Here is a 16,858-nt window from a genome sequence, read left to right on the forward strand (position 1 = left end):
AACATAAAACTTACTACTGTGTGATTCGCCGGTTCTTACGAACCGACGATACATTCGACTTCTTCCAAATTGTTAAAGAACGCCATGACCCGAAGATCATGTAAAACGTCAGCACTATCGGCTCGACCGAGCCCACACTGCTGACGCTTCACCGCGCTGGACAACCGAGCCCCAAAGGGGATTGGTGGAGGATGACGGGATCGAACCGACGACCCCCTGCTTGCAAAGCAGGTGCTCTCCCAGCTGAGCTAATCCCCCATCTTGATCGTTGGTGGGTCTGGTTGGGTTCGAACCAACGACCCCCGCCTTATCAAGACGGTGCTCTAACCGGCTGAGCTACAGACCCCACTTCTCGGGTGCGCGAGCTACGCATTGAACAACCGATAGGTTGTGGATACTTGGCCCCTGAGGGCTTTTCTCTGGAAAGGAGGTGATCCAGCCGCACCTTCCGATACGGCTACCTTGTTACGACTTCACCCCAGTCATGAATCTCACCGTGGTAAGCGCCCTCCCGAAGGTTAAGCTACCTACTTCTGGTGAAACCCACTCCCATGGTGTGACGGGCGGTGTGTACAAGACCCGGGAACGTATTCACCGCGGCATTCTGATCCGCGATTACTAGCGATTCCGACTTCACGCAGTCGAGTTGCAGACTACGATCCGGACTACGATCGGCTTTCTGGGATTGGCTCCACCTCGCGGCTTGGCAACCCTCTGTACCGACCATTGTATGACGTGTGAAGCCCTACCCATAAGGGCCATGATGACTTGACGTCATCCCCACCTTCCTCCGGTTTGTCACCGGCAGTCTCATTAGAGTGCCCAACCAAATGATGGCAACTAATGACAAGGGTTGCGCTCGTTGCGGGACTTAACCCAACATCTCACGACACGAGCTGACGACAGCCATGCAGCACCTGTGTCCAGGTTCCCGAAGGCACCAATCCATCTCTGGAAAGTTCCTGGCATGTCAAGGGTAGGTAAGGTTTTTCGCGTTGCATCGAATTAATCCACATCATCCACCGCTTGTGCGGGTCCCCGTCAATTCCTTTGAGTTTTAATCTTGCGACCGTACTCCCCAGGCGGTCGACTTCACGCGTTAGCTGCGTTACTCAGAAAGTTGCCTCTCCGAACAACTAGTCGACATCGTTTAGGGCGTGGACTACCAGGGTATCTAATCCTGTTTGCTCCCCACGCTTTCGTGCATGAGCGTCAGTACAGGCCCAGGGGGCTGCCTTCGCCATCGGTGTTCCTCCACATCTCTACGCATTTCACTGCTACACGTGGAATTCCACCCCCCTCTGCCGTACTCTAGCCGTGCAGTCACAAGCGCAGTTCCCAGGTTAAGCCCGGGGATTTCACACCTGTCTTACACAACCGCCTGCGCACGCTTTACGCCCAGTAATTCCGATTAACGCTCGCACCCTACGTATTACCGCGGCTGCTGGCACGTAGTTAGCCGGTGCTTCTTCTGGTGGTACCGTCATCGACGCCATGTATTAGACAGCGCCATTTCTTTCCACCTGAAAGAGCTTTACAACCCGAAGGCCTTCTTCACTCACGCGGCATGGCTGGATCAGGCTTTCGCCCATTGTCCAAAATTCCCCACTGCTGCCTCCCGTAGGAGTCTGGGCCGTGTCTCAGTCCCAGTGTGGCTGATCATCCTCTCAGACCAGCTACGGATCGTCGCCTAGGTGAGCCTTTACCCCACCTACTAGCTAATCCGACATCGGCCGCTCCAATCGCGCGAGGTCCGAAGATCCCCCGCTTTCCCCCAAAGGGCGTATGCGGTATTAATCCGGCTTTCGCCGGGCTATCCCCCACGACTGGGTACGTTCCGATGCATTACTCACCCGTTCGCCACTCGTCGGCAGGAAGCAAGCTCCCCCCGTTACCGTTCGACTTGCATGTGTAAAGCATGCCGCCAGCGTTCAATCTGAGCCAGGATCAAACTCTTAAGTTCAATACCTGTTCGCACTCAAAGTCAGAAAACTGACATGAATGCTCAATCTTTGTGAAACTCTCGCGACCCGAAGGTCGCTACCGACAAAGACCAAGCACCCACACCTATCGGTTGTCCAAATTTTTAAAGAGCCGCTGAACAACTCACGTCCGTTCAGCGAAGAAGCGAGATTCTGACAACTTCTCAACTCCTCGTCAACCCCCGCAAACGCCTAACAATCAACGCCGCAGAGACCAACCAACGCACCACCAAAACAACTCAGAAGCGCGAAGAGGGGCGAATTATAGACCCAAAAATACTACTGTCAAGAAAAAGACATGAAAAAGACGGGCCGGCACCCAGTGCGCCCAAGATGGCGCCATCACCGCACAGTGATACGCGCAAACTTGCGCTTGCCCACCTGAACGACAACACAATCACCCGCAGAGAGCTCAAGACCGGAATCGGAGACTTTCTCCCCGTCGATGCGCACGGCTCCCTGGCCGATCATGCGCATGGCTTCGGACGTACTCGCCGTCAACCCCGCGTGTTTGATGGCACGCGTCAACAGACACGCACCACCGTCTGCGGCCACCTCCATTTGCGGCATATCCTCTGGCAACGCGCCGCGCTGGAAGCGCGCCTCAAAGCCCTCGTGCGCAACTTCGGCGGCGGCGGCATCGTGAAAACGCGCCACGATCTCCTTGGCAAGCAGAACCTTGATGTCTCGCGGATTGCGGCCACTGGCGACGTCCGCGCGAAACGCCGCGATCTCGTGCTCGGGCCGGAACGACAGAAGCTCGAAGTAGCGCCACATGAGATCGTCGGAGATGGACATCAACTTGCCAAAGATCTCGGCAGGGGGCTCATCGATGCCAATGTAGTTACCCAAAGACTTGGACATCTTGTTGACGCCATCAAGGCCTTCGAGCAGCGGCATCATCAGCACACTCTGCGGTGACTGCTGGAAATCCTTCTGCAGTTCGCGGCCCACCAGAAGGTTGAATTTCTGATCCGTCCCCCCCAGCTCGACATCCGCCCGCATCGCGACCGAGTCGTAGCCCTGACACAAGGGGTAGAGAAATTCGTGAACAGCAATCGACTGCTGTGCAGCATAGCGCTTGGAGAAATCATCACGCTCGAGCATGCGTGCAACCGTGTAGTGCGACGCCAGCCGCAACATTCCGGCCGCACCGAGTTCGTTCATCCACGCGGAGTTGAAGCAGACCTCCGTCCGCTCCGGGTCGAGCACCTTGTAGACCTGGGTCTCGTAGGTCCTGGCGTTCTCGAGAATCTGCTCCCGGGACAACGGGGGACGCGTGGCGTTCTTGCCCGTCGGGTCACCGATCATGCCCGTAAAATCGCCAATCAGGAACATGACGTGATGACCGAGGTCCTGGAAGTGGCGCAACTTGTTCAGAAGTACGGTATGGCCGAGGTGCAGATCAGGCGCCGTTGGGTCGAAGCCAGCTTTCACCCGGAGCGGACGCTCCGTCTTGAGTTTTTCGGCCAGCTCGGACTCAACGAGCAACTCATCGGCACCCCGCTTGATCAGCGCGAGCGCCTCGTGGACTTCTGACATGCCTGATTACACCTCAAGTTGAAGACTTTCGAGTCGACAAAATAGTTTGCTAGACTCACAAAAATTTAACATCGGAAAGCACATGGTCGATCCGACTCAGGAAATTCTAGCCGATCAGGCACCTCACCGTCCGCATCGGCACGCGTGGCTTACCGCCGGCGTCGTCGGCGCACTTTCGCTCACGGTTCTGGCAGCAACCGCTGTCGCACCGAACACGCCCACCTCGACACGGCAGACGGCACCGGTCGAGGAACTTCTGAATGCTGCAACCATCCCCATTCCTCTGGATGACGGCACGCCCTTCATTCAGGAAGACCGCGTTCGACGCGGCGACACCCTCGACGCAATCTTTGCCCGCCTCGGCATCGACGATCCCAAGGCTGCCGACTACATGCGCCAGAGTGCTGACGGACAGCGTGCTCTGGCACACCTCAGGGCGGGCAAACCCGTGTTCGCCAACACGACGCCGGAAGGCAAACTGCTGACCCTGTCCCTACCCCAGACCGGAAACACGGAGCGCTTCTCGATCACGCGCCAGGGCGACGGATTTCAACAAACGACGACGAGCGACGCAAGCCTCGAGCCGATCGTCGAAATGCGCTCCGGCGAAATCCAGCATTCGCTGTTCGGTGCCACCGAAGCGGCCGGCCTGCCCGACTCCGTCGCCACCCGCATGGCCGACATGTTCGGCACGGAGATCGACTTTCACAAGGACTTGCGCAAGGGCGACCGGTTCAGCGTCGTCTATGAAACTCTCGTCGGCGAGGATGGCCGCACTGCAGGGGTCGGCCGCATCCTGGCGGCAGAATTCGTGAACAAGGGCCGCCGCCACACCGTCGTGCTCTACCGGGATGGCGACCAACGTGAGGACTATTTCACCGAGGACGGCCGAAGCCTGAAGCAGGCCTTTCTGCGCTACCCGCTCGAATACACGCGGGTCACGTCCGGATTTTCGCGCCGCTTTCATCCGATCCTGAAAAAATGGCGCGCCCACAAGGGCGTAGACTTCGGCGCCCCCTCCGGCGCCGCCATCAAGGCCACATCGAACGGCACGGTGGAATTCATCGGTCAGCAGCGCGGCTACGGCAACGTCATCATCCTGCGCCACCGTGACCACATCTCGACCCTGTATGGCCACATGCGCGGATTCGCCAAGGGCTTGCACCGGGGCGACCCGGTGCTGCAGGGCGACATCATTGGCTACGTGGGGCAGACGGGCTGGGCCACAGGCCCTCACCTGCACTACGAATTCCGCGTCGACAACGTAGCGAAGGATCCGATGGCAATCGCCCTACCGACGGTCAAACCGCTCTCGAAGCGCGAACTCGGTCAGTTCCTAGAGCAGACGGCGCCCTATCGGCACCGACTCGCCGTGCTCAATCATCGGGTGACAGCGTCCAACTGAACGAAGCCGGCCCCGACCCCACGAAAAAGGCCTCGCCGTGGCGAGGCCTTTTTTGTGAATCCTGACGCATCAGACAGAGAACGAGGACCCGCAACCGCACGTGGTAGTCGCATTCGGGTTGCGAATCACGAACTGAGCCCCCTCGAGACCCTCGGTGTAGTCGATCTCGGCACCGACGAGATACTGATAGCTCATCGGATCCACCAGCAACGTCACCCCGTTCTTTTCCATCGCAGTGTCGTCCTCGGCAACATCTTCATCGAAGGTGAAGCCGTACTGGAACCCAGAACACCCTCCACCGGTCACGAAGACGCGCAGCTTGAGTTCGGCGTTCCCTTCTTCTTCGATCAATTCCTTGACCTTGTTGGCCGCGCTGTCTGTAAAGACGAGCAACTCATCCATTTGGGTCGTTTCCATCATCTCTCCTTCAACCCGCCAGCGTCGCCGACGGACAGTGTCAGTGTCTTTCAAATGCATGGACCACGCTGGCACGGCGCAGTTCCCACGCCCTACAGGGCGTCTCGCGAGCCAGCATGCCTTCGCCAATATGCATCGTCAAGTGCCAAAAACAAAAGCCGCCCCACGGGCGGCCCTTGTTTGCACAGATCTCGCAATCAGCGCTTCGAGAACTGCTTGCGACGGCGCGCCTTGTGGAAGCCGACCTTCTTACGTTCGACTTCACGCGCATCGCGTGTCACAAAGCCCGCACGGCGAAGTTCGCCCTTGAGATCGGCGTTGTAGTCGATCAGTGCGCGCGTGATGCCATGGCGCACTGCGCCGGCCTGGCCGGATTCGCCACCACCGGTGACATTGACCAGGATGTCGAAATTGCTTTCGTTTTCGGTCAGCACCAGCGGTTGACGCACGATCATGCGGCCGGTTTCTCGCGAGAAGAACTCGTCGAGCGGCTTGCCGTTCACGGTGATGTTGCCGCTACCAGCCTTGATGAAAACGCGAGCCACAGCACTCTTGCGACGGCCCGTTCCGTAGTTGTAAGTCACAGCCATTGGTTAGGGCTCCTGCTCAGATCTCGAGAACTTGCGGCTGCTGAGCCGTGTGCGGATGCTCCGCGCCGGCATAGCACTTCAGCTTTTTGAGCATGGCGTAACCCAGCGGGCCCTTGGGCAGCATGCCCTTGACCGCCAGCTCGAGCACACGCGACGGCTTGCGCTGCTGCAGCTTTTCGAAGTTCGTCTCGCGAATGCCGCCCGGGAAACCGGTGTGGCGATAGTATTTCTTGTCGAGTGCCTTGGCGCCCGTCACACGCAGTTTGTCTACGTTGACCACGACAATGTAGTCCCCCGTATCCACGTGCGGAGTGTAAATCGTCTTGTGCTTACCGCGCAGGCGACGCGCCACCTCAGCGGCAACCCGGCCAAGCACCTTATCCGTCGCATCGACGACGTACCAGTCCCGCTGAACTTCATGCGGCTTGGCAGAGAAGGTTTTCATGATCAATCCTTGATTTTCCGTACCGGCCTTCAGTCGCGACGGCCACCGAATAGAAAGCCGCTAACTTTAGTGGAAGCCTGGGCTGCATGTCAAACACTTTCGGCCCCAACGCCAGGTACGCGCAAAAAAAAACGCAGCCGGTCGGCTGCGTTAAATCCACACCAAAGGAGGAGGGTGGAGGAGACAATCCTGGAGCGACTCGGTACAGACATCACTCGCTACGGTTTGAATTATGCGCATCCCCACCCTCGCACGCAAGCTTTTTTTGTGCATCGCACAACAAATGTTTTGATCAAAAAATAAGTAGCCTTTATGGACACCTACTCCCTTGTATTTTATGGGTTAATTATCATATACAACGGAATTTAAAGCGCCGACATCACGAAGGAAATTAGCCCGACGTCATTGCATTGACGCGGCGCGGCAACCCGCGGCGCCCAGCACCGCAGCGGTTGGTACAATGCGCGCCTGGCACGGACCCGTGCCACTGGACAACAACAGGGAGACCGCCGGCATGGAATGCAACGTCAAATGGATCGCAAACATGGGCTTCATCGCCGAGACCGGAAGCGGGCACACGGTCACGATGGACGGAGCACCCGAGGCCGGGGGTCGTAACCTGGCCCCGCGCCCCATGGAAATGATGCTTGCCGGCGCGGGCGGATGCACCGCATACGACGTGGTGCTCATCCTCCAGCGAGGGCGCCATGCCGTCTCTGACTGCGAAGTGAAGATGACCGCGGAGCGTGCCGACACCGATCCGAAGGTGTTCACCCGCATTCACTACCACTACGTGGTCAAGGGCGCCGGCCTCAAAGAAAGCGCGGTGGAGCGCGCCGTGACGCTGTCGTCGGAAAAATACTGCTCCGCCTCGATCATGCTCGGGAAGACGGCCGCCGTGAGCCATTCGTTCGAGGTCGTTGATACCAGCGCGGCGGCCTGAAGGCTCCGCCGGAGGCGCCACCTGAGGCCGTCGCCTCCGTCAGACCCGGTAGGCGACCGTCGTCATCACTTTCGACGCACCACGCATCGCACGCCGGACGACCTCCGGCAGGGGCTTACCACCCAGATCGGTGGCGAGCTTGGCGTGGGCGACTTCGTCGACTGCCATTTGATCGACGATCGCCCGGGATTTGGCGTCGCTTTCAGGCAGTGAAGCCAGATGCGATTTGAGGTGCGCCTCGACCTGATGCTCGGTTTCCGCGAGAAAGCCCAGATTCCAACGATCGCCCAGCTTGCCCGCCAGCACGCCGATGGCCAGCGCCCCGCCGTACCAGAGCGGGTTGAGCAGGCTCTTGCGGCCGCCGAGTTGGCCGATGCGCGACTCGGTCCACGCCAGATGCTCGGTTTCCTCATTGGCTGCCTGCTCCAGCGCCCGCTTGATCTGCACATCGCGGGACACGATCGCCTGCCCCTGGTAAAGCGCCTGGGCGCAGACTTCACCGACATGATTGATCCGCATGAGGGCGGCGGCGTGGCGACGCTCCGCGTCGTTCAGATCCCCCTCGGGCAGGTCACTGCCCGGCACCGGGCGCGACGAGCGTGCCGGCGCGAAAACCGTCTGCAGCGCCCGGTCGACCTGCAAAATGAAGGCGTCGATCATCTAGTCCTGCCCTCTCGTCAGTAGGTGGGTTCGTCCGGCGGATAGCGCAGCCGCTTGATGACGCGCTCAGGCGTCATCGGGAAGCCTTCCTTGCACAGCACCGAGGTATACAGCACGGCTCGCAAGTCCTTGTAGCGCCCGAGATGGATCGGTCGCCAGGGATTCTGGCGCGGCGGCGTCCAGCCCTCGCCATTGGCGATGCCGTAGATCCGGTACTCGGCCGTGACGCAGCGAATACCCTCGAAAGTGACGGTCTCGCCTCCGCCGCGATGACGGGTCACCAGGGTGAGTCGGGTCACGCCGTCCTGGCCGACCACCAGGCTTTCGGTATCGAAGTAATAGGTGTTGTCCGACGCGTCGGGCACCTGCACCTCCATCAGGTGCGCCGGGTCCGGCAAGCCCGGCAGTGTCGTCTTGCCCTCCTTCCACTGCGGACCTTCGACGAAATCCTTGTTCAGTTCCACGGCAGGATCCTCGAAGAACGCGCCAGCCCGGGCCGCACCACTGATCAATACCAGCGCCACGCATGCGACCCTCAGCGATCGCACCGCCTCAACATTCATGCATCACTCCATTGCCTGAAGCCAGCGAATCGGCTCCTCGCCGCCATGCTATCAAAAGACAGGATCCGCCACGCGCGAGCGCACGCATGATCATGGGAGCCCCCGATCAGGCAGCGGCATCGGCCGGCGGGGTCCGCCGCGGGCGGCGCGGTCGGCTGAGAAAATTCGACAGTTCCTTGAGCGCCTGCTGATAGACCCCCCGTTTGAAGTCGATCACCGTGTCGAGCGGCACCCAGTACTCACTCCAGCGCCAGGCGTCGAATTCCGGATGACTCGTCGCGCGCAGGCATACGTCGCAGTCGCGCCCGACGAGGCGAAGCAGGAACCAGATCTGTTTTTGCCCGCGATAGGTATCTCTCCACTGGCGCTTGATCCAGTGCTTGGGCACGTCATACCTGAGCCAGCTGCGCGTGCGCCCGAGAATCTTGACGTGCTCGGGCCGCAGGCCGACTTCTTCGTGAAGCTCGCGGTACATGGCCTGTTCGGGGGATTCCCCCTGCTTGATGCCACCTTGTGGAAACTGCCAGGAGTGTTCCCGTATCCGCTTGCCCCAAAAGACCTCGTTGCGCTGGTTGACCAGGATGATGCCGACGTTCGGGCGGTAGCCTTCACGATCGAGCATGATTGAACCTTTAATTGTCTGAACTACTGTCGATTTTTCCACACTTCACGGACCTTGGAAAGCGGGCGTCTCGACGCGCCCGGCAAATCAAGGGAGCCGGCTTGTGGCTGCGCTAGAATGCGGGGTTTGAACACTCACAACCTCGGACTGGACAACCCGCCATGCGCGCCTCGCAATATCTCATTTCCACGCTCAAGGAAGCCCCCTCGGATGCCGAAGTGACCAGCCAGAAGCTCATGCTCAGGGCCGGCATGATCCGCAAGGTCGCCGCGGGGATCTACAGCTACATGCCGATCGGCCTGCGCTCGATCCGCAAGGTGGAAGCCATCATCCGCGAGGAGATGAACCGGGCCGGCGCGATGGAACTGACGATGCCCATGGTCCAGCCGGCCGAGCTCTGGGACGAGACCGGACGCTGGGACAAGATGGGCCCCGAGATGCTGCGCTTCAAGGATCGCCACGAGCGCGACTTCGCGCTCCAGCCCACCTCCGAGGAGGTGGTCACCGACATCGCGCGCCAGGAGCTCAAGAGCTACCGCCAGCTGCCGAAGAACTTCTATCAGATCCAGACGAAATTCCGCGACGAACGCCGGCCCCGCTTCGGCGTCATGCGCGGACGCGAATTCACCATGAAGGACGCCTACTCCTTCGACCGCAACGAGGAGGCCGCCGGCCGCAGCTACGACGCCATGTACGCCGCCTACACCCGCATCTTCGATCGACTCGGGCTCGAATACCGGGCCGTCGCCGCCGACACCGGGGCGATCGGGGGCGACCGCTCGCATGAATTCCAGGTGATCGCCGACACCGGCGAGGACGCGATCGTCTACTGCCCCGACTCCGACTACGCCGCCAACATCGAGCTGGCCGAAGCGGTGTCGCTGCTGGCCAGCCGTGCCCCGGCGTCGCAAGCGCTGGAGAAGACGCCGACCCCCGGCAAGGCAACCTGCGAGGACGTGGCGGCCCTGCTCGGCGTGCCGCTCGAGACCACGGTGAAGTCCCTGGTGCTGGCCACCGACGACGTGGACGAGGCGGGCCACCCGAACGGCAGCACGGTGTGGCTGCTGCTCGTGCGCGGCGACCATGCGCTCAACGAAGTCAAGGTCGGCAAGCTCGACCCGTTCAAGGCCGGCTTCCGCTTCGCCACCGAGGCCGAGATCGTCGAACATTTCGGCTGCAAGCCCGGCTACCTGGGCCCCATCGGCCTGAAGCAGCCGGTCAAGGTCATCGCCGACCGCACCGTCGCGAACATGGCCGATTTCATCTGCGGCGCCAACGCCGAGGACTTTCACCTCACCGGCGCCAACTGGGGTCGCGACCTGCCCGAACCGGATCTGGTCGCGGACATCCGCGATGTGGTCGAGGGCAACCCCTCGCCCGACGGCAAGGGCGTGCTCGCCATCCAGCGCGGCATCGAGGTCGGCCACGTGTTCTATCTGGGCACCAAGTACTCCGCGGCCATGAACGCCACCTTCCTCGACGAGGACGGCCGCCCCAAGCATTTCGAGATGGGCTGCTACGGCATCGGCGTCACCCGCATCCTCGGCGCCGCCATCGAGCAGAACAACGATGAGCGCGGCATCCTCTGGCCGACCGCCATCGCCCCCTTCGAGGTAGTGATCTGCCCGGTCGGCTGGAGCAAGTCGGACGAGGTGCGCGAACGCGCCACCGCGCTGTACGAGTCACTGCGCGCGACCGGCATCGACGTGATCCTCGACGACCGCAACGAACGCCCGGGCGTCATGTTCGCCGACTGGGAACTGATCGGCGTGCCCCACCGTGTCGTGATCGGCGATCGCGGCCTCAAGGAGGGCGTGGCCGAATACCAGGCACGCACCGACGCCGAAGCCGTCAAGGTGCCGGTCGACCAGCTCGAACCCCTCATCCGGGAGCGACTGGCCGCATGAGGCGCCTCGCCCTGCCCCGCACGACGGGACGCCTGCTGCTTGCCTTCCTGGCAGGCGCGGCGCTCGCGTTGCCGGTGGCGGCAGGGCAGCAGCAATACGAGCCGCTCTCCGCGAGCGTGCGCACCGCACTGCAATCGGCGGTCAGCGACAGGGCCGCGCCGCGGCTCACCTTCGCGGATGAATCCCGCGGCGAGCACTGGCTGACGGCCATGAGCCGGCGCCTCGCATCGCGCATCCCCGATCCGGTCTATCGACGCGACCTGCTGGTGTCGATCCAGTACGAAGCGACCCGGGCCGGACTCGATCCGCAGCTGGTGCTCGGGCTGATCCAGGTCGAGAGCAATTTCCGCAAGTACGCCCTCTCGCGCGCGGGGGCCCGCGGCTACATGCAGATCATGCCGTTCTGGACCGAACTGCTCGGCGGCGCACACGACAACCTCTTCCACATGCGCACCAACCTGCGCTACGGGTGCACGATCCTGCGTCACTACCTGGACATCGAGCAGGGCAACCTGTTTCGCGCCCTGGGCCGTTACAACGGCAGCCTCGGCCGGGCCGAATACCCCAATCGCGTACTCAAGGCGTGGCGGCAATGGAAGTACACGCCGCCGCCCGAGGTGAGCGTCGCCGACCTCGATACGCCGGACCGCTGAGCCCATGTGGCGCCGCCTGCGCATCGCGCTGCTGCTCCTCGTCCTGGCCACGGTCGCCCTCAACGCCTGGCGCGCCCGTGCCCGCGCCACCGAGTGGAAACACACCCTGCACGTCACGATCTACCCGATCAACGCCGACGGCAGCGCCACCACCACCCGCTACCTCGACAGCCTCGACGCCGACACTTTCCGCCCGATCGAAACCTGGATCGCCGAGCAGGCCGAACACTTCGGCATCCGCGTGCTCCAGCCGGTCCGCATCGTCGTCGCCCCACCGGGCACCCGCCGTCCGCCGGCCCCACCGCGCGAGCGCAGCGGCGTGAACGTCATGTTGTGGAGCCTGCAGATGCGCTACTGGGCGTGGCGCCACGACGATGCGCCGGGACCGCGTCCGGACGTGCGCCTGTTCGCGCTCTACCACGACCCGGCACGCACCCGCACCCTCACCCACTCCGTCGGCCTGGAGAAAGGCCTGATCGGCATCGCCAACCTGTTCGCCACCCGGCACGAACATGGCAGCAATCTCGTCGTCCTCGGTCACGAGATGCTGCATACCCTTGGCGCCACCGACAAGTACGATCCGGGCACCACGCTGCCGCGCTTTCCCGACGGCTACGCCGAACCCGGGCGCACGCCGCGCTACCCGCAGCGCCTGGCTGAGATCATGGGCGGGCGGATTCCGTTGTCGGCCACCCGGGCCGAGATCCCCGGGCATCTGCGATATACGGTGATCGGGCCGGCCACCGCTGGCGAAATCGGCTGGACACGCTAGCCCACAAACACTGAATGGGCGTACAGTATCCAGCATCATGCCCGATCGCCCCCAGCCCCTGCACTTCCTCCGCGGCCGCGGCAGCGTCATCCAAACGGACAGCCGCTTCGCCCAGTGGCGCCGACAGGCCCTCGACGATGGCTGGCCCGCCACCGACGACGCGTGCCCACCGCGCACCCGGGTATCCCCCGACGCCGCACGCACGGTCATCACCCGTAACCGCTCGCCCGACGTACCCTTCGACCGCTCCATCAACCCCTATCGCGGATGCGAGCATGGCTGCGCCTACTGCTTTGCACGCCCCTCGCATGCCTGGCTGGGGCTGTCGCCCGGGCTCGATTTCGAAACACGGCTGAGCGCCAAGTTCGACGCGCCGGCGCGACTGACGGCCGAACTGGCCCGTCCCAGCTACCGCTGCGCGCCCATCGCGCTGGGGGTCAACACCGATGCCTACCAGCCCGTCGAGCGCCAGCTGGGGCTGACCCGCGGGATTCTCCAGGTGCTCGCCGCACACCGCCATCCGGTGATGATCGTCACCAAGGGGGCGCTCATCGAGCGCGATGTGGACATTCTCGCCCCCATGGCCGAGGCGCGCCTGGTGCAGGTCATGGTCTCGCTCACCACCCTGGACGCGTCACTGGCACGCACGCTGGAACCACGTGCCGCGGCACCGAAGCGCCGGCTGGAGGTCGTCCGTACGTTGAGCGCAGCCGGCGTACCCGTCGGCGTGCTCATGGCCCCACTCATTCCGGCGCTCACCGATCACGAGATGGAACCGCTGCTCGCCGCCGCCGCAGAGGCCGGTGCGGGCAGCGCGGGCTACGTCGTCCTGCGCCTGCCCAACGAGGTCGCCCCGCTGTTCCGCGACTGGCTGGCGCGCCATGCGCCGGATCGTGCCCGCCACGTCATGAGCCTGGTGGCGCAACTGCGCGGGGGGCGCGACAACGACCCACGTTTCGGCCAGCGCATGCGCGGCCAGGGCCCGATCGCCGCGCTCTATCGCCAGCGCTTCGCCCTGATCTGCCGACGGCTCGGCCTCAACCGCCGCCACGTCGACCTCGACTCGAACCGGTTCCGCGTCCCGCCCGCCCCGGGCGAGCAGCTCAGCCTGCTGTGAGCGCCGCGTTCAGCCGTCGCTCATCGTCACCGACTCGCGCAGCGGCAAGGCAGCGTACAGATCGTCGAGCACGGTCAGCTGCCGCAGCATCAGCTCGCTGGTGGTGGCGATGTCGCGCAAGGCGCGCGGCGAGCCCGAATCGGCCAGCGCGCCTTCGAACAGGATCCACTGCTGCTCGGCCAGCGCCAGCTCGTTGTTGATGCGCGAGGTGTTTTCCGGCGCCTCCTTCAATTCGGCCAGGCCATCGGCGAAATCGGCGCGCACCCGCGCCAGCCCCGCCCGGGTGGCTTCGGTCTCGACCCCGAGCGCATTGAAGAAGACGAAATCGGCGGCACGCTGCGAGAGCATGCTCTGGCGGCCGGAGGTGCTGATGAGCCAGCCCAGCCGCGTACCGCTGAGCTTTTCATAAGCCTGCGTCGCCATCTCGGCGCTGTTGAGCACCGCATCGGCACGGGCGAAGATGTCGATTGCCGCTTCACGCCCGGGCGCCTGCGCCAGCGCGTTCTTGAGGCTGCGCCAGTCGGCGTTCAGGCGCACCAGCAGGCCGAGGGCGGCCGTCGATCCGAGGACCTTGAGCTCCGCCAGTTCGCGGTCGAACTGGGCCACCGATTCCGCGAGCCAGCCGCCGGCCTTGTCCGGCATCACCCCGAGCGCCTGCATCAGCCACGCCTTCGCGCAGCGCTGCGCCAGCATGCGCTGGCGGCCGGCCTTGGCCACCGCGCGCGCGACCGTATCGGGCGCCTCGTCGGCAGCCCCGGCAGTAAAGGGAAAAGAGAGCGCCAGCGCCGCGCCGGCGAGCTGTCCGAGAAAGTCCCTGCGATCCGACATGAGCAATTCCGCCATCCAGACTGTTGAAAACAAAATGCCGGACATGATCCGGCATGGGGAAAATACGCGCCGTGACAGGGTTGGCGACGCGCGCTCAAAAATGCCGGATGCGTATCAGCCAGTGCCGCCCACGGTCAGGCCGTCGATGCGCAGGGTCGGCTGGCCGACGCCGACCGGCACGCTCTGACCGTCCTTGCCGCAGGTGCCCACGCCCGGGTCGAGCGCCATGTCGTTGCCGATCATGCGCACCCGGGTCAGGGCGTCCGGGCCGTTGCCGATGAGGGTCGCGCCCTTGACGGGGCGGGTGACCTTGCCATTCTCGATGAGATAGGCCTCGGCGGTGGAGAACACGAACTTGCCCGAGGTGATGTCCACCTGGCCGCCGCCGAAGTTGACCGCGTACAGCCCCTTGTCGACCGAGGCGATGATCTCCTCCGGATCATGCTCGCCCGCGAGCATGTAGGTGTTGGTCATGCGCGGCAGCGGCAGATGGGCGAAGGACTCGCGCCGCCCGTTGCCGGTCGGCTGCATGCCCATCAGGCGGGCGTTGAGCATGTCCTGCATGTAGCCGGTGAGGATGCCGTCCTCGATCAGGGGGGTGCACCGGGTCGGGTTGCCCTCGTCGTCGATGGTCAGCGAACCGCGCCGGTCGGTGAGCGTGCCGTCGTCGACTACCGTGACCCCACGCGCCGCCACCTGCTGGCCCATCCGCCCGGAGAACGCGGAGCTGCCCTTGCGGTTGAAGTCGCCCTCGAGGCCGTGGCCGATCGCCTCGTGCAGGAGGATGCCGGGCCAGCCGGAGCCGAGCACCACCGTCATGTTGCCGGCGGGGGCCGGGTCGGCGCCCAGGTTCACCCGCGCCTGATGCACCGCCGCCTGGGCATAGCCCTTGAGCCGCTCGTCGTCGAAATGCCCGTAGTCGAAACGGCCGCCGCCGCCCGCGCTGCCCTGCTCGCGCCGGCCCCCGTCTTCCATGATCACCACCACCGAGACGCGCACCAGCGGGCGCACGTCGGCGGCCATGTGGCCGTCGTCACGGGCGACCAGGATGGTCTCCCAGGAGCCCACCAGATGCGCCATGACCTGGGTGACGCGCGCATCCTCGGCACGCGCGAAACCCTCCAGGCGCTCGAGCAGGCGCACCTTTTCGGTATCGCCCAGCGATGCGAACGGATCGACCGCGGCATAGCGCGCCACCGGGCGGGCGGCATGGGCCACCGCGGTGCGTCCGTCGCCCCCCGCCTCGGCGATCGCGCGGGTGGCATCGGCGGCGGCCATGAGGGCGGGCAGGCTGATCTCGTCGGAATAGGCGAAGGCGGTCTTCTCGCCACTGATCGCGCGCACCCCGACCCCCTGGTCGATGTTGAAGCTGCCCGACTTGACGATGCCCTCCTCCAGGCTCCACGCCTCGGTGCGGTGGTACTGGAAATACAGGTCGGCGTAGTCGACCCGGTGGGCGTTGAGGCGCGCGAACACCTGGTCGAGCGTCGCCGGCGACAGGTCGTTGGGGGCCAGCAGGTGCTGGTCGGCAAACTGGAAGGCTTTCAAAGGATCTCTCTCTGCGGTTCGGAGTGAGCCGCCAGGCGGCTTCTGTGTTCAGACAAAACGTCGGTGCCGAAGTGCCGGCAAACGTGCACGCACCTGCGCGACGAGGTCCGGATCGATCTGCGCGCTGACGACGCCGGGCCCTTCGGCGCAGCGCTCGAGCACCTTGCCCCAGGGATCGACGATCAGGGTGTCGCCATAGGTGCGGCGCCCCCAGGGGTGGCGACCGCCCTGGGCCGGGGCCATCACGTAGCACTGGTTTTCGATCGCCCGGGCGCGCAGCAGCACGTCCCAGTGGGCCTGCCCGGTGGTGTAGGTGAACGCCGCCGGCAGGACGATCAGGTCGACGACGCCCATGGCCCGGAACAGCTCCGGAAAGCGCAGGTCGTAACACACCGACAGGCCGACCCGGCCGCAGCCGGCCTCGAAGGTGACCACGTCGTCGCCGGCCTCGATGGTCTCGGATTCGGCGTAGCGCTCCTGGCCGTTGTCGAAGCCGAACAGATGGATCTTGTCGTAGCGCGCCACGCGCACCCCGTCCGGTCCGTAGGCCAGGCAGGCGTTGCGCACCTTGTCGTCCGCCTGCGCCACCAGCGGCACCGTCCCGCCGATCAGCCAGATGCCGTGGCGTCGCGCGGTATCGGACAGGAATTGCTGGATCGGGCCATCACCGTCGCGCTCGCGGGCGCGCACCTTGGCCTGCTCGTCCCCGCTCATGAGCGCGAAATACTCGGGCAAGGCCACCAGCGAGGCACCACGCGCGGCGGCATCGGCAATCAGCTCGCCGGCCACGGACAGGTTCGCCACCACATCGGCCACCGAGATCATCTGGATCGCCGCGATGCGCAGCGGATCGTTCTCACTCAT

Annotated in this window: 16 protein-coding genes, 2 tRNA genes and 1 rRNA gene; 6 read left to right on the forward strand and 13 right to left on the reverse strand. The window is 63.7% G+C overall.

Features of this window, described 5'->3' with window-relative positions; all coding sequences use genetic code 11:
- Window positions 1-182: 182 nt before the first annotated feature.
- The 4 genes from G3580_RS14265 to tyrS form a co-directional block, all read right to left on the reverse strand.
- Window positions 183-258 (reverse strand) — tRNA-Ala (locus G3580_RS14265).
- Between the two features lie 11 nt (window positions 259-269).
- Window positions 270-346 (reverse strand) — tRNA-Ile (locus G3580_RS14270).
- A gap of 77 nt (window positions 347-423) precedes the next feature.
- Window positions 424-1,963 (reverse strand): 16S ribosomal RNA (locus G3580_RS14275).
- Between the two features lie 361 nt (window positions 1,964-2,324).
- Window positions 2,325-3,524: a tyrosine--tRNA ligase gene (gene tyrS / locus G3580_RS14280; RefSeq protein ID WP_173766581.1), complete on the reverse strand. Its 1,200-nt coding sequence runs from the start codon at window positions 3,522-3,524 to the stop codon at window positions 2,325-2,327.
- A gap of 82 nt (window positions 3,525-3,606) precedes the next feature.
- Here tyrS and G3580_RS14285 point away from each other — a divergent pair, with 82 nt between their 5' ends.
- Window positions 3,607-4,929, forward strand: a complete 1,323-nt coding sequence (locus G3580_RS14285; protein WP_173766583.1) for a M23 family metallopeptidase — start codon at window positions 3,607-3,609, stop codon at window positions 4,927-4,929.
- 69 nt (window positions 4,930-4,998) lie between these two features.
- On the opposite strand, the gene erpA is transcribed toward G3580_RS14285, so the two are convergent.
- The 3 genes from erpA to rplM form a co-directional block, all read right to left on the reverse strand.
- On the reverse strand, window positions 4,999-5,349 hold the full coding sequence (erpA, locus tag G3580_RS14290; RefSeq protein WP_173766585.1) for an iron-sulfur cluster insertion protein ErpA: 351 nt from the start codon (window positions 5,347-5,349) through the stop codon (window positions 4,999-5,001).
- A gap of 194 nt (window positions 5,350-5,543) precedes the next feature.
- Window positions 5,544-5,936: a 30S ribosomal protein S9 gene (gene rpsI, locus G3580_RS14295; protein WP_173766587.1), complete on the reverse strand. Its 393-nt coding sequence runs from the start codon at window positions 5,934-5,936 to the stop codon at window positions 5,544-5,546.
- A 16-nt stretch (window positions 5,937-5,952) separates the two neighbouring features.
- A complete protein-coding gene (gene rplM / locus G3580_RS14300) occupies window positions 5,953-6,381 on the reverse strand; it encodes a 50S ribosomal protein L13 (RefSeq protein ID WP_173766589.1) in 429 nt (142 codons plus the stop codon).
- Between the two features lie 514 nt (window positions 6,382-6,895).
- On the opposite strand from rplM, the gene G3580_RS14305 reads away from it, so the two are divergent.
- Window positions 6,896-7,324 (forward strand): OsmC family protein, encoded by a 429-nt coding sequence (locus tag G3580_RS14305; RefSeq protein ID WP_173766591.1) that lies wholly within the window; start codon window positions 6,896-6,898, stop codon window positions 7,322-7,324.
- A 39-nt stretch (window positions 7,325-7,363) separates the two neighbouring features.
- On the opposite strand, the gene coq7 is transcribed toward G3580_RS14305, so the two are convergent.
- The 3 genes from coq7 to G3580_RS14320 form a co-directional block, all read right to left on the reverse strand.
- The gene (gene coq7, locus G3580_RS14310) at window positions 7,364-7,984 is read right to left on the reverse strand and encodes a 2-polyprenyl-3-methyl-6-methoxy-1,4-benzoquinone monooxygenase (protein WP_173766593.1); all 621 of its coding nucleotides are present in this window, start codon (window positions 7,982-7,984) and stop codon (window positions 7,364-7,366) included.
- A 17-nt stretch (window positions 7,985-8,001) separates the two neighbouring features.
- A complete protein-coding gene (locus tag G3580_RS14315) occupies window positions 8,002-8,547 on the reverse strand; it encodes a CNP1-like family protein (RefSeq protein WP_173766595.1) in 546 nt (181 codons plus the stop codon).
- Between the two features lie 106 nt (window positions 8,548-8,653).
- Window positions 8,654-9,169: an RNA pyrophosphohydrolase gene (locus G3580_RS14320; protein WP_173766597.1), complete on the reverse strand. Its 516-nt coding sequence runs from the start codon at window positions 9,167-9,169 to the stop codon at window positions 8,654-8,656.
- Window positions 9,170-9,330: 161 nt separating this feature from the next.
- Here G3580_RS14320 and G3580_RS14325 point away from each other — a divergent pair, with 161 nt between their 5' ends.
- Genes G3580_RS14325 through G3580_RS14340 form a run of 4 tightly spaced genes read left to right on the forward strand, consistent with a single transcriptional unit; the run spans window position 9,331 to window position 13,618 of the window.
- Window positions 9,331-11,076, forward strand: a complete 1,746-nt coding sequence (locus G3580_RS14325; RefSeq protein WP_173766599.1) for a proline--tRNA ligase — start codon at window positions 9,331-9,333, stop codon at window positions 11,074-11,076.
- Window positions 11,073-11,729, forward strand: a complete 657-nt coding sequence (locus G3580_RS14330; protein ID WP_173766601.1) for a lytic transglycosylase domain-containing protein — start codon at window positions 11,073-11,075, stop codon at window positions 11,727-11,729. Before G3580_RS14325 ends, G3580_RS14330 begins: the two co-directional genes overlap by 4 nt.
- Before the next feature lie 4 nt (window positions 11,730-11,733).
- Entirely contained in the window at window positions 11,734-12,501 is a 768-nt protein-coding gene (locus G3580_RS14335) for a hypothetical protein (protein WP_173766603.1), read from the forward strand.
- A gap of 37 nt (window positions 12,502-12,538) precedes the next feature.
- Complete coding sequence (locus G3580_RS14340; RefSeq protein ID WP_173766605.1) at window positions 12,539-13,618, forward strand: PA0069 family radical SAM protein; 1,080 nt, start codon at window positions 12,539-12,541, stop codon at window positions 13,616-13,618.
- Between the two features lie 9 nt (window positions 13,619-13,627).
- On the opposite strand, the gene G3580_RS14345 is transcribed toward G3580_RS14340, so the two are convergent.
- From G3580_RS14345 to G3580_RS14355, 3 genes are all read right to left on the reverse strand, one after another.
- Window positions 13,628-14,446, reverse strand: a complete 819-nt coding sequence (locus G3580_RS14345; RefSeq protein WP_173766607.1) for a type IV pili methyl-accepting chemotaxis transducer N-terminal domain-containing protein — start codon at window positions 14,444-14,446, stop codon at window positions 13,628-13,630.
- Between the two features lie 114 nt (window positions 14,447-14,560).
- Window positions 14,561-15,994 (reverse strand): metalloprotease TldD, encoded by a 1,434-nt coding sequence (gene tldD / locus G3580_RS14350; protein WP_173766609.1) that lies wholly within the window; start codon window positions 15,992-15,994, stop codon window positions 14,561-14,563.
- A gap of 48 nt (window positions 15,995-16,042) precedes the next feature.
- Window positions 16,043-16,858 (reverse strand): carbon-nitrogen hydrolase family protein, encoded by an 816-nt coding sequence (locus G3580_RS14355; RefSeq protein ID WP_173766611.1) that lies wholly within the window; start codon window positions 16,856-16,858, stop codon window positions 16,043-16,045.

Origin of the sequence: Nitrogeniibacter mangrovi (genome assembly GCF_010983895.1) — a bacterium.
In the GTDB taxonomy this organism is placed as follows: domain Bacteria; phylum Pseudomonadota; class Gammaproteobacteria; order Burkholderiales; family Rhodocyclaceae; genus Nitrogeniibacter; species Nitrogeniibacter mangrovi.

Bases quoted from the DNA above. Each gene is read 5' to 3' on its own strand.
- tyrS (WP_173766581.1), bottom strand. From the start codon at position 3,524: ATGTCAGAAGTCCACGAGGCGCTCGCGCTGATCAAGCGGGGTGCCGAT.
- G3580_RS14285 (WP_173766583.1), top strand. From the start codon at position 3,607: ATGGTCGATCCGACTCAGGAAATTCTAGCCGATCAGGCACCTCACCGT.
- erpA (WP_173766585.1), bottom strand. From the start codon at position 5,349: ATGATGGAAACGACCCAAATGGATGAGTTGCTCGTCTTTACAGACAGC.
- rpsI (WP_173766587.1), bottom strand. From the start codon at position 5,936: ATGGCTGTGACTTACAACTACGGAACGGGCCGTCGCAAGAGTGCTGTG.
- rplM (WP_173766589.1), bottom strand. From the start codon at position 6,381: ATGAAAACCTTCTCTGCCAAGCCGCATGAAGTTCAGCGGGACTGGTAC.
- G3580_RS14305 (WP_173766591.1), top strand. From the start codon at position 6,896: ATGGAATGCAACGTCAAATGGATCGCAAACATGGGCTTCATCGCCGAG.
- coq7 (WP_173766593.1), bottom strand. From the start codon at position 7,984: ATGATCGACGCCTTCATTTTGCAGGTCGACCGGGCGCTGCAGACGGTT.
- G3580_RS14315 (WP_173766595.1), bottom strand. From the start codon at position 8,547: ATGAATGTTGAGGCGGTGCGATCGCTGAGGGTCGCATGCGTGGCGCTG.
- G3580_RS14320 (WP_173766597.1), bottom strand. From the start codon at position 9,169: ATGCTCGATCGTGAAGGCTACCGCCCGAACGTCGGCATCATCCTGGTC.
- G3580_RS14325 (WP_173766599.1), top strand. From the start codon at position 9,331: ATGCGCGCCTCGCAATATCTCATTTCCACGCTCAAGGAAGCCCCCTCG.
- G3580_RS14330 (WP_173766601.1), top strand. From the start codon at position 11,073: ATGAGGCGCCTCGCCCTGCCCCGCACGACGGGACGCCTGCTGCTTGCC.
- G3580_RS14335 (WP_173766603.1), top strand. From the start codon at position 11,734: ATGTGGCGCCGCCTGCGCATCGCGCTGCTGCTCCTCGTCCTGGCCACG.
- G3580_RS14340 (WP_173766605.1), top strand. From the start codon at position 12,539: ATGCCCGATCGCCCCCAGCCCCTGCACTTCCTCCGCGGCCGCGGCAGC.
- G3580_RS14345 (WP_173766607.1), bottom strand. From the start codon at position 14,446: ATGTCGGATCGCAGGGACTTTCTCGGACAGCTCGCCGGCGCGGCGCTG.
- G3580_RS14355 (WP_173766611.1), bottom strand. From the start codon at position 16,858: ATGAGTGAGAACGATCCGCTGCGCATCGCGGCGATCCAGATGATCTCG.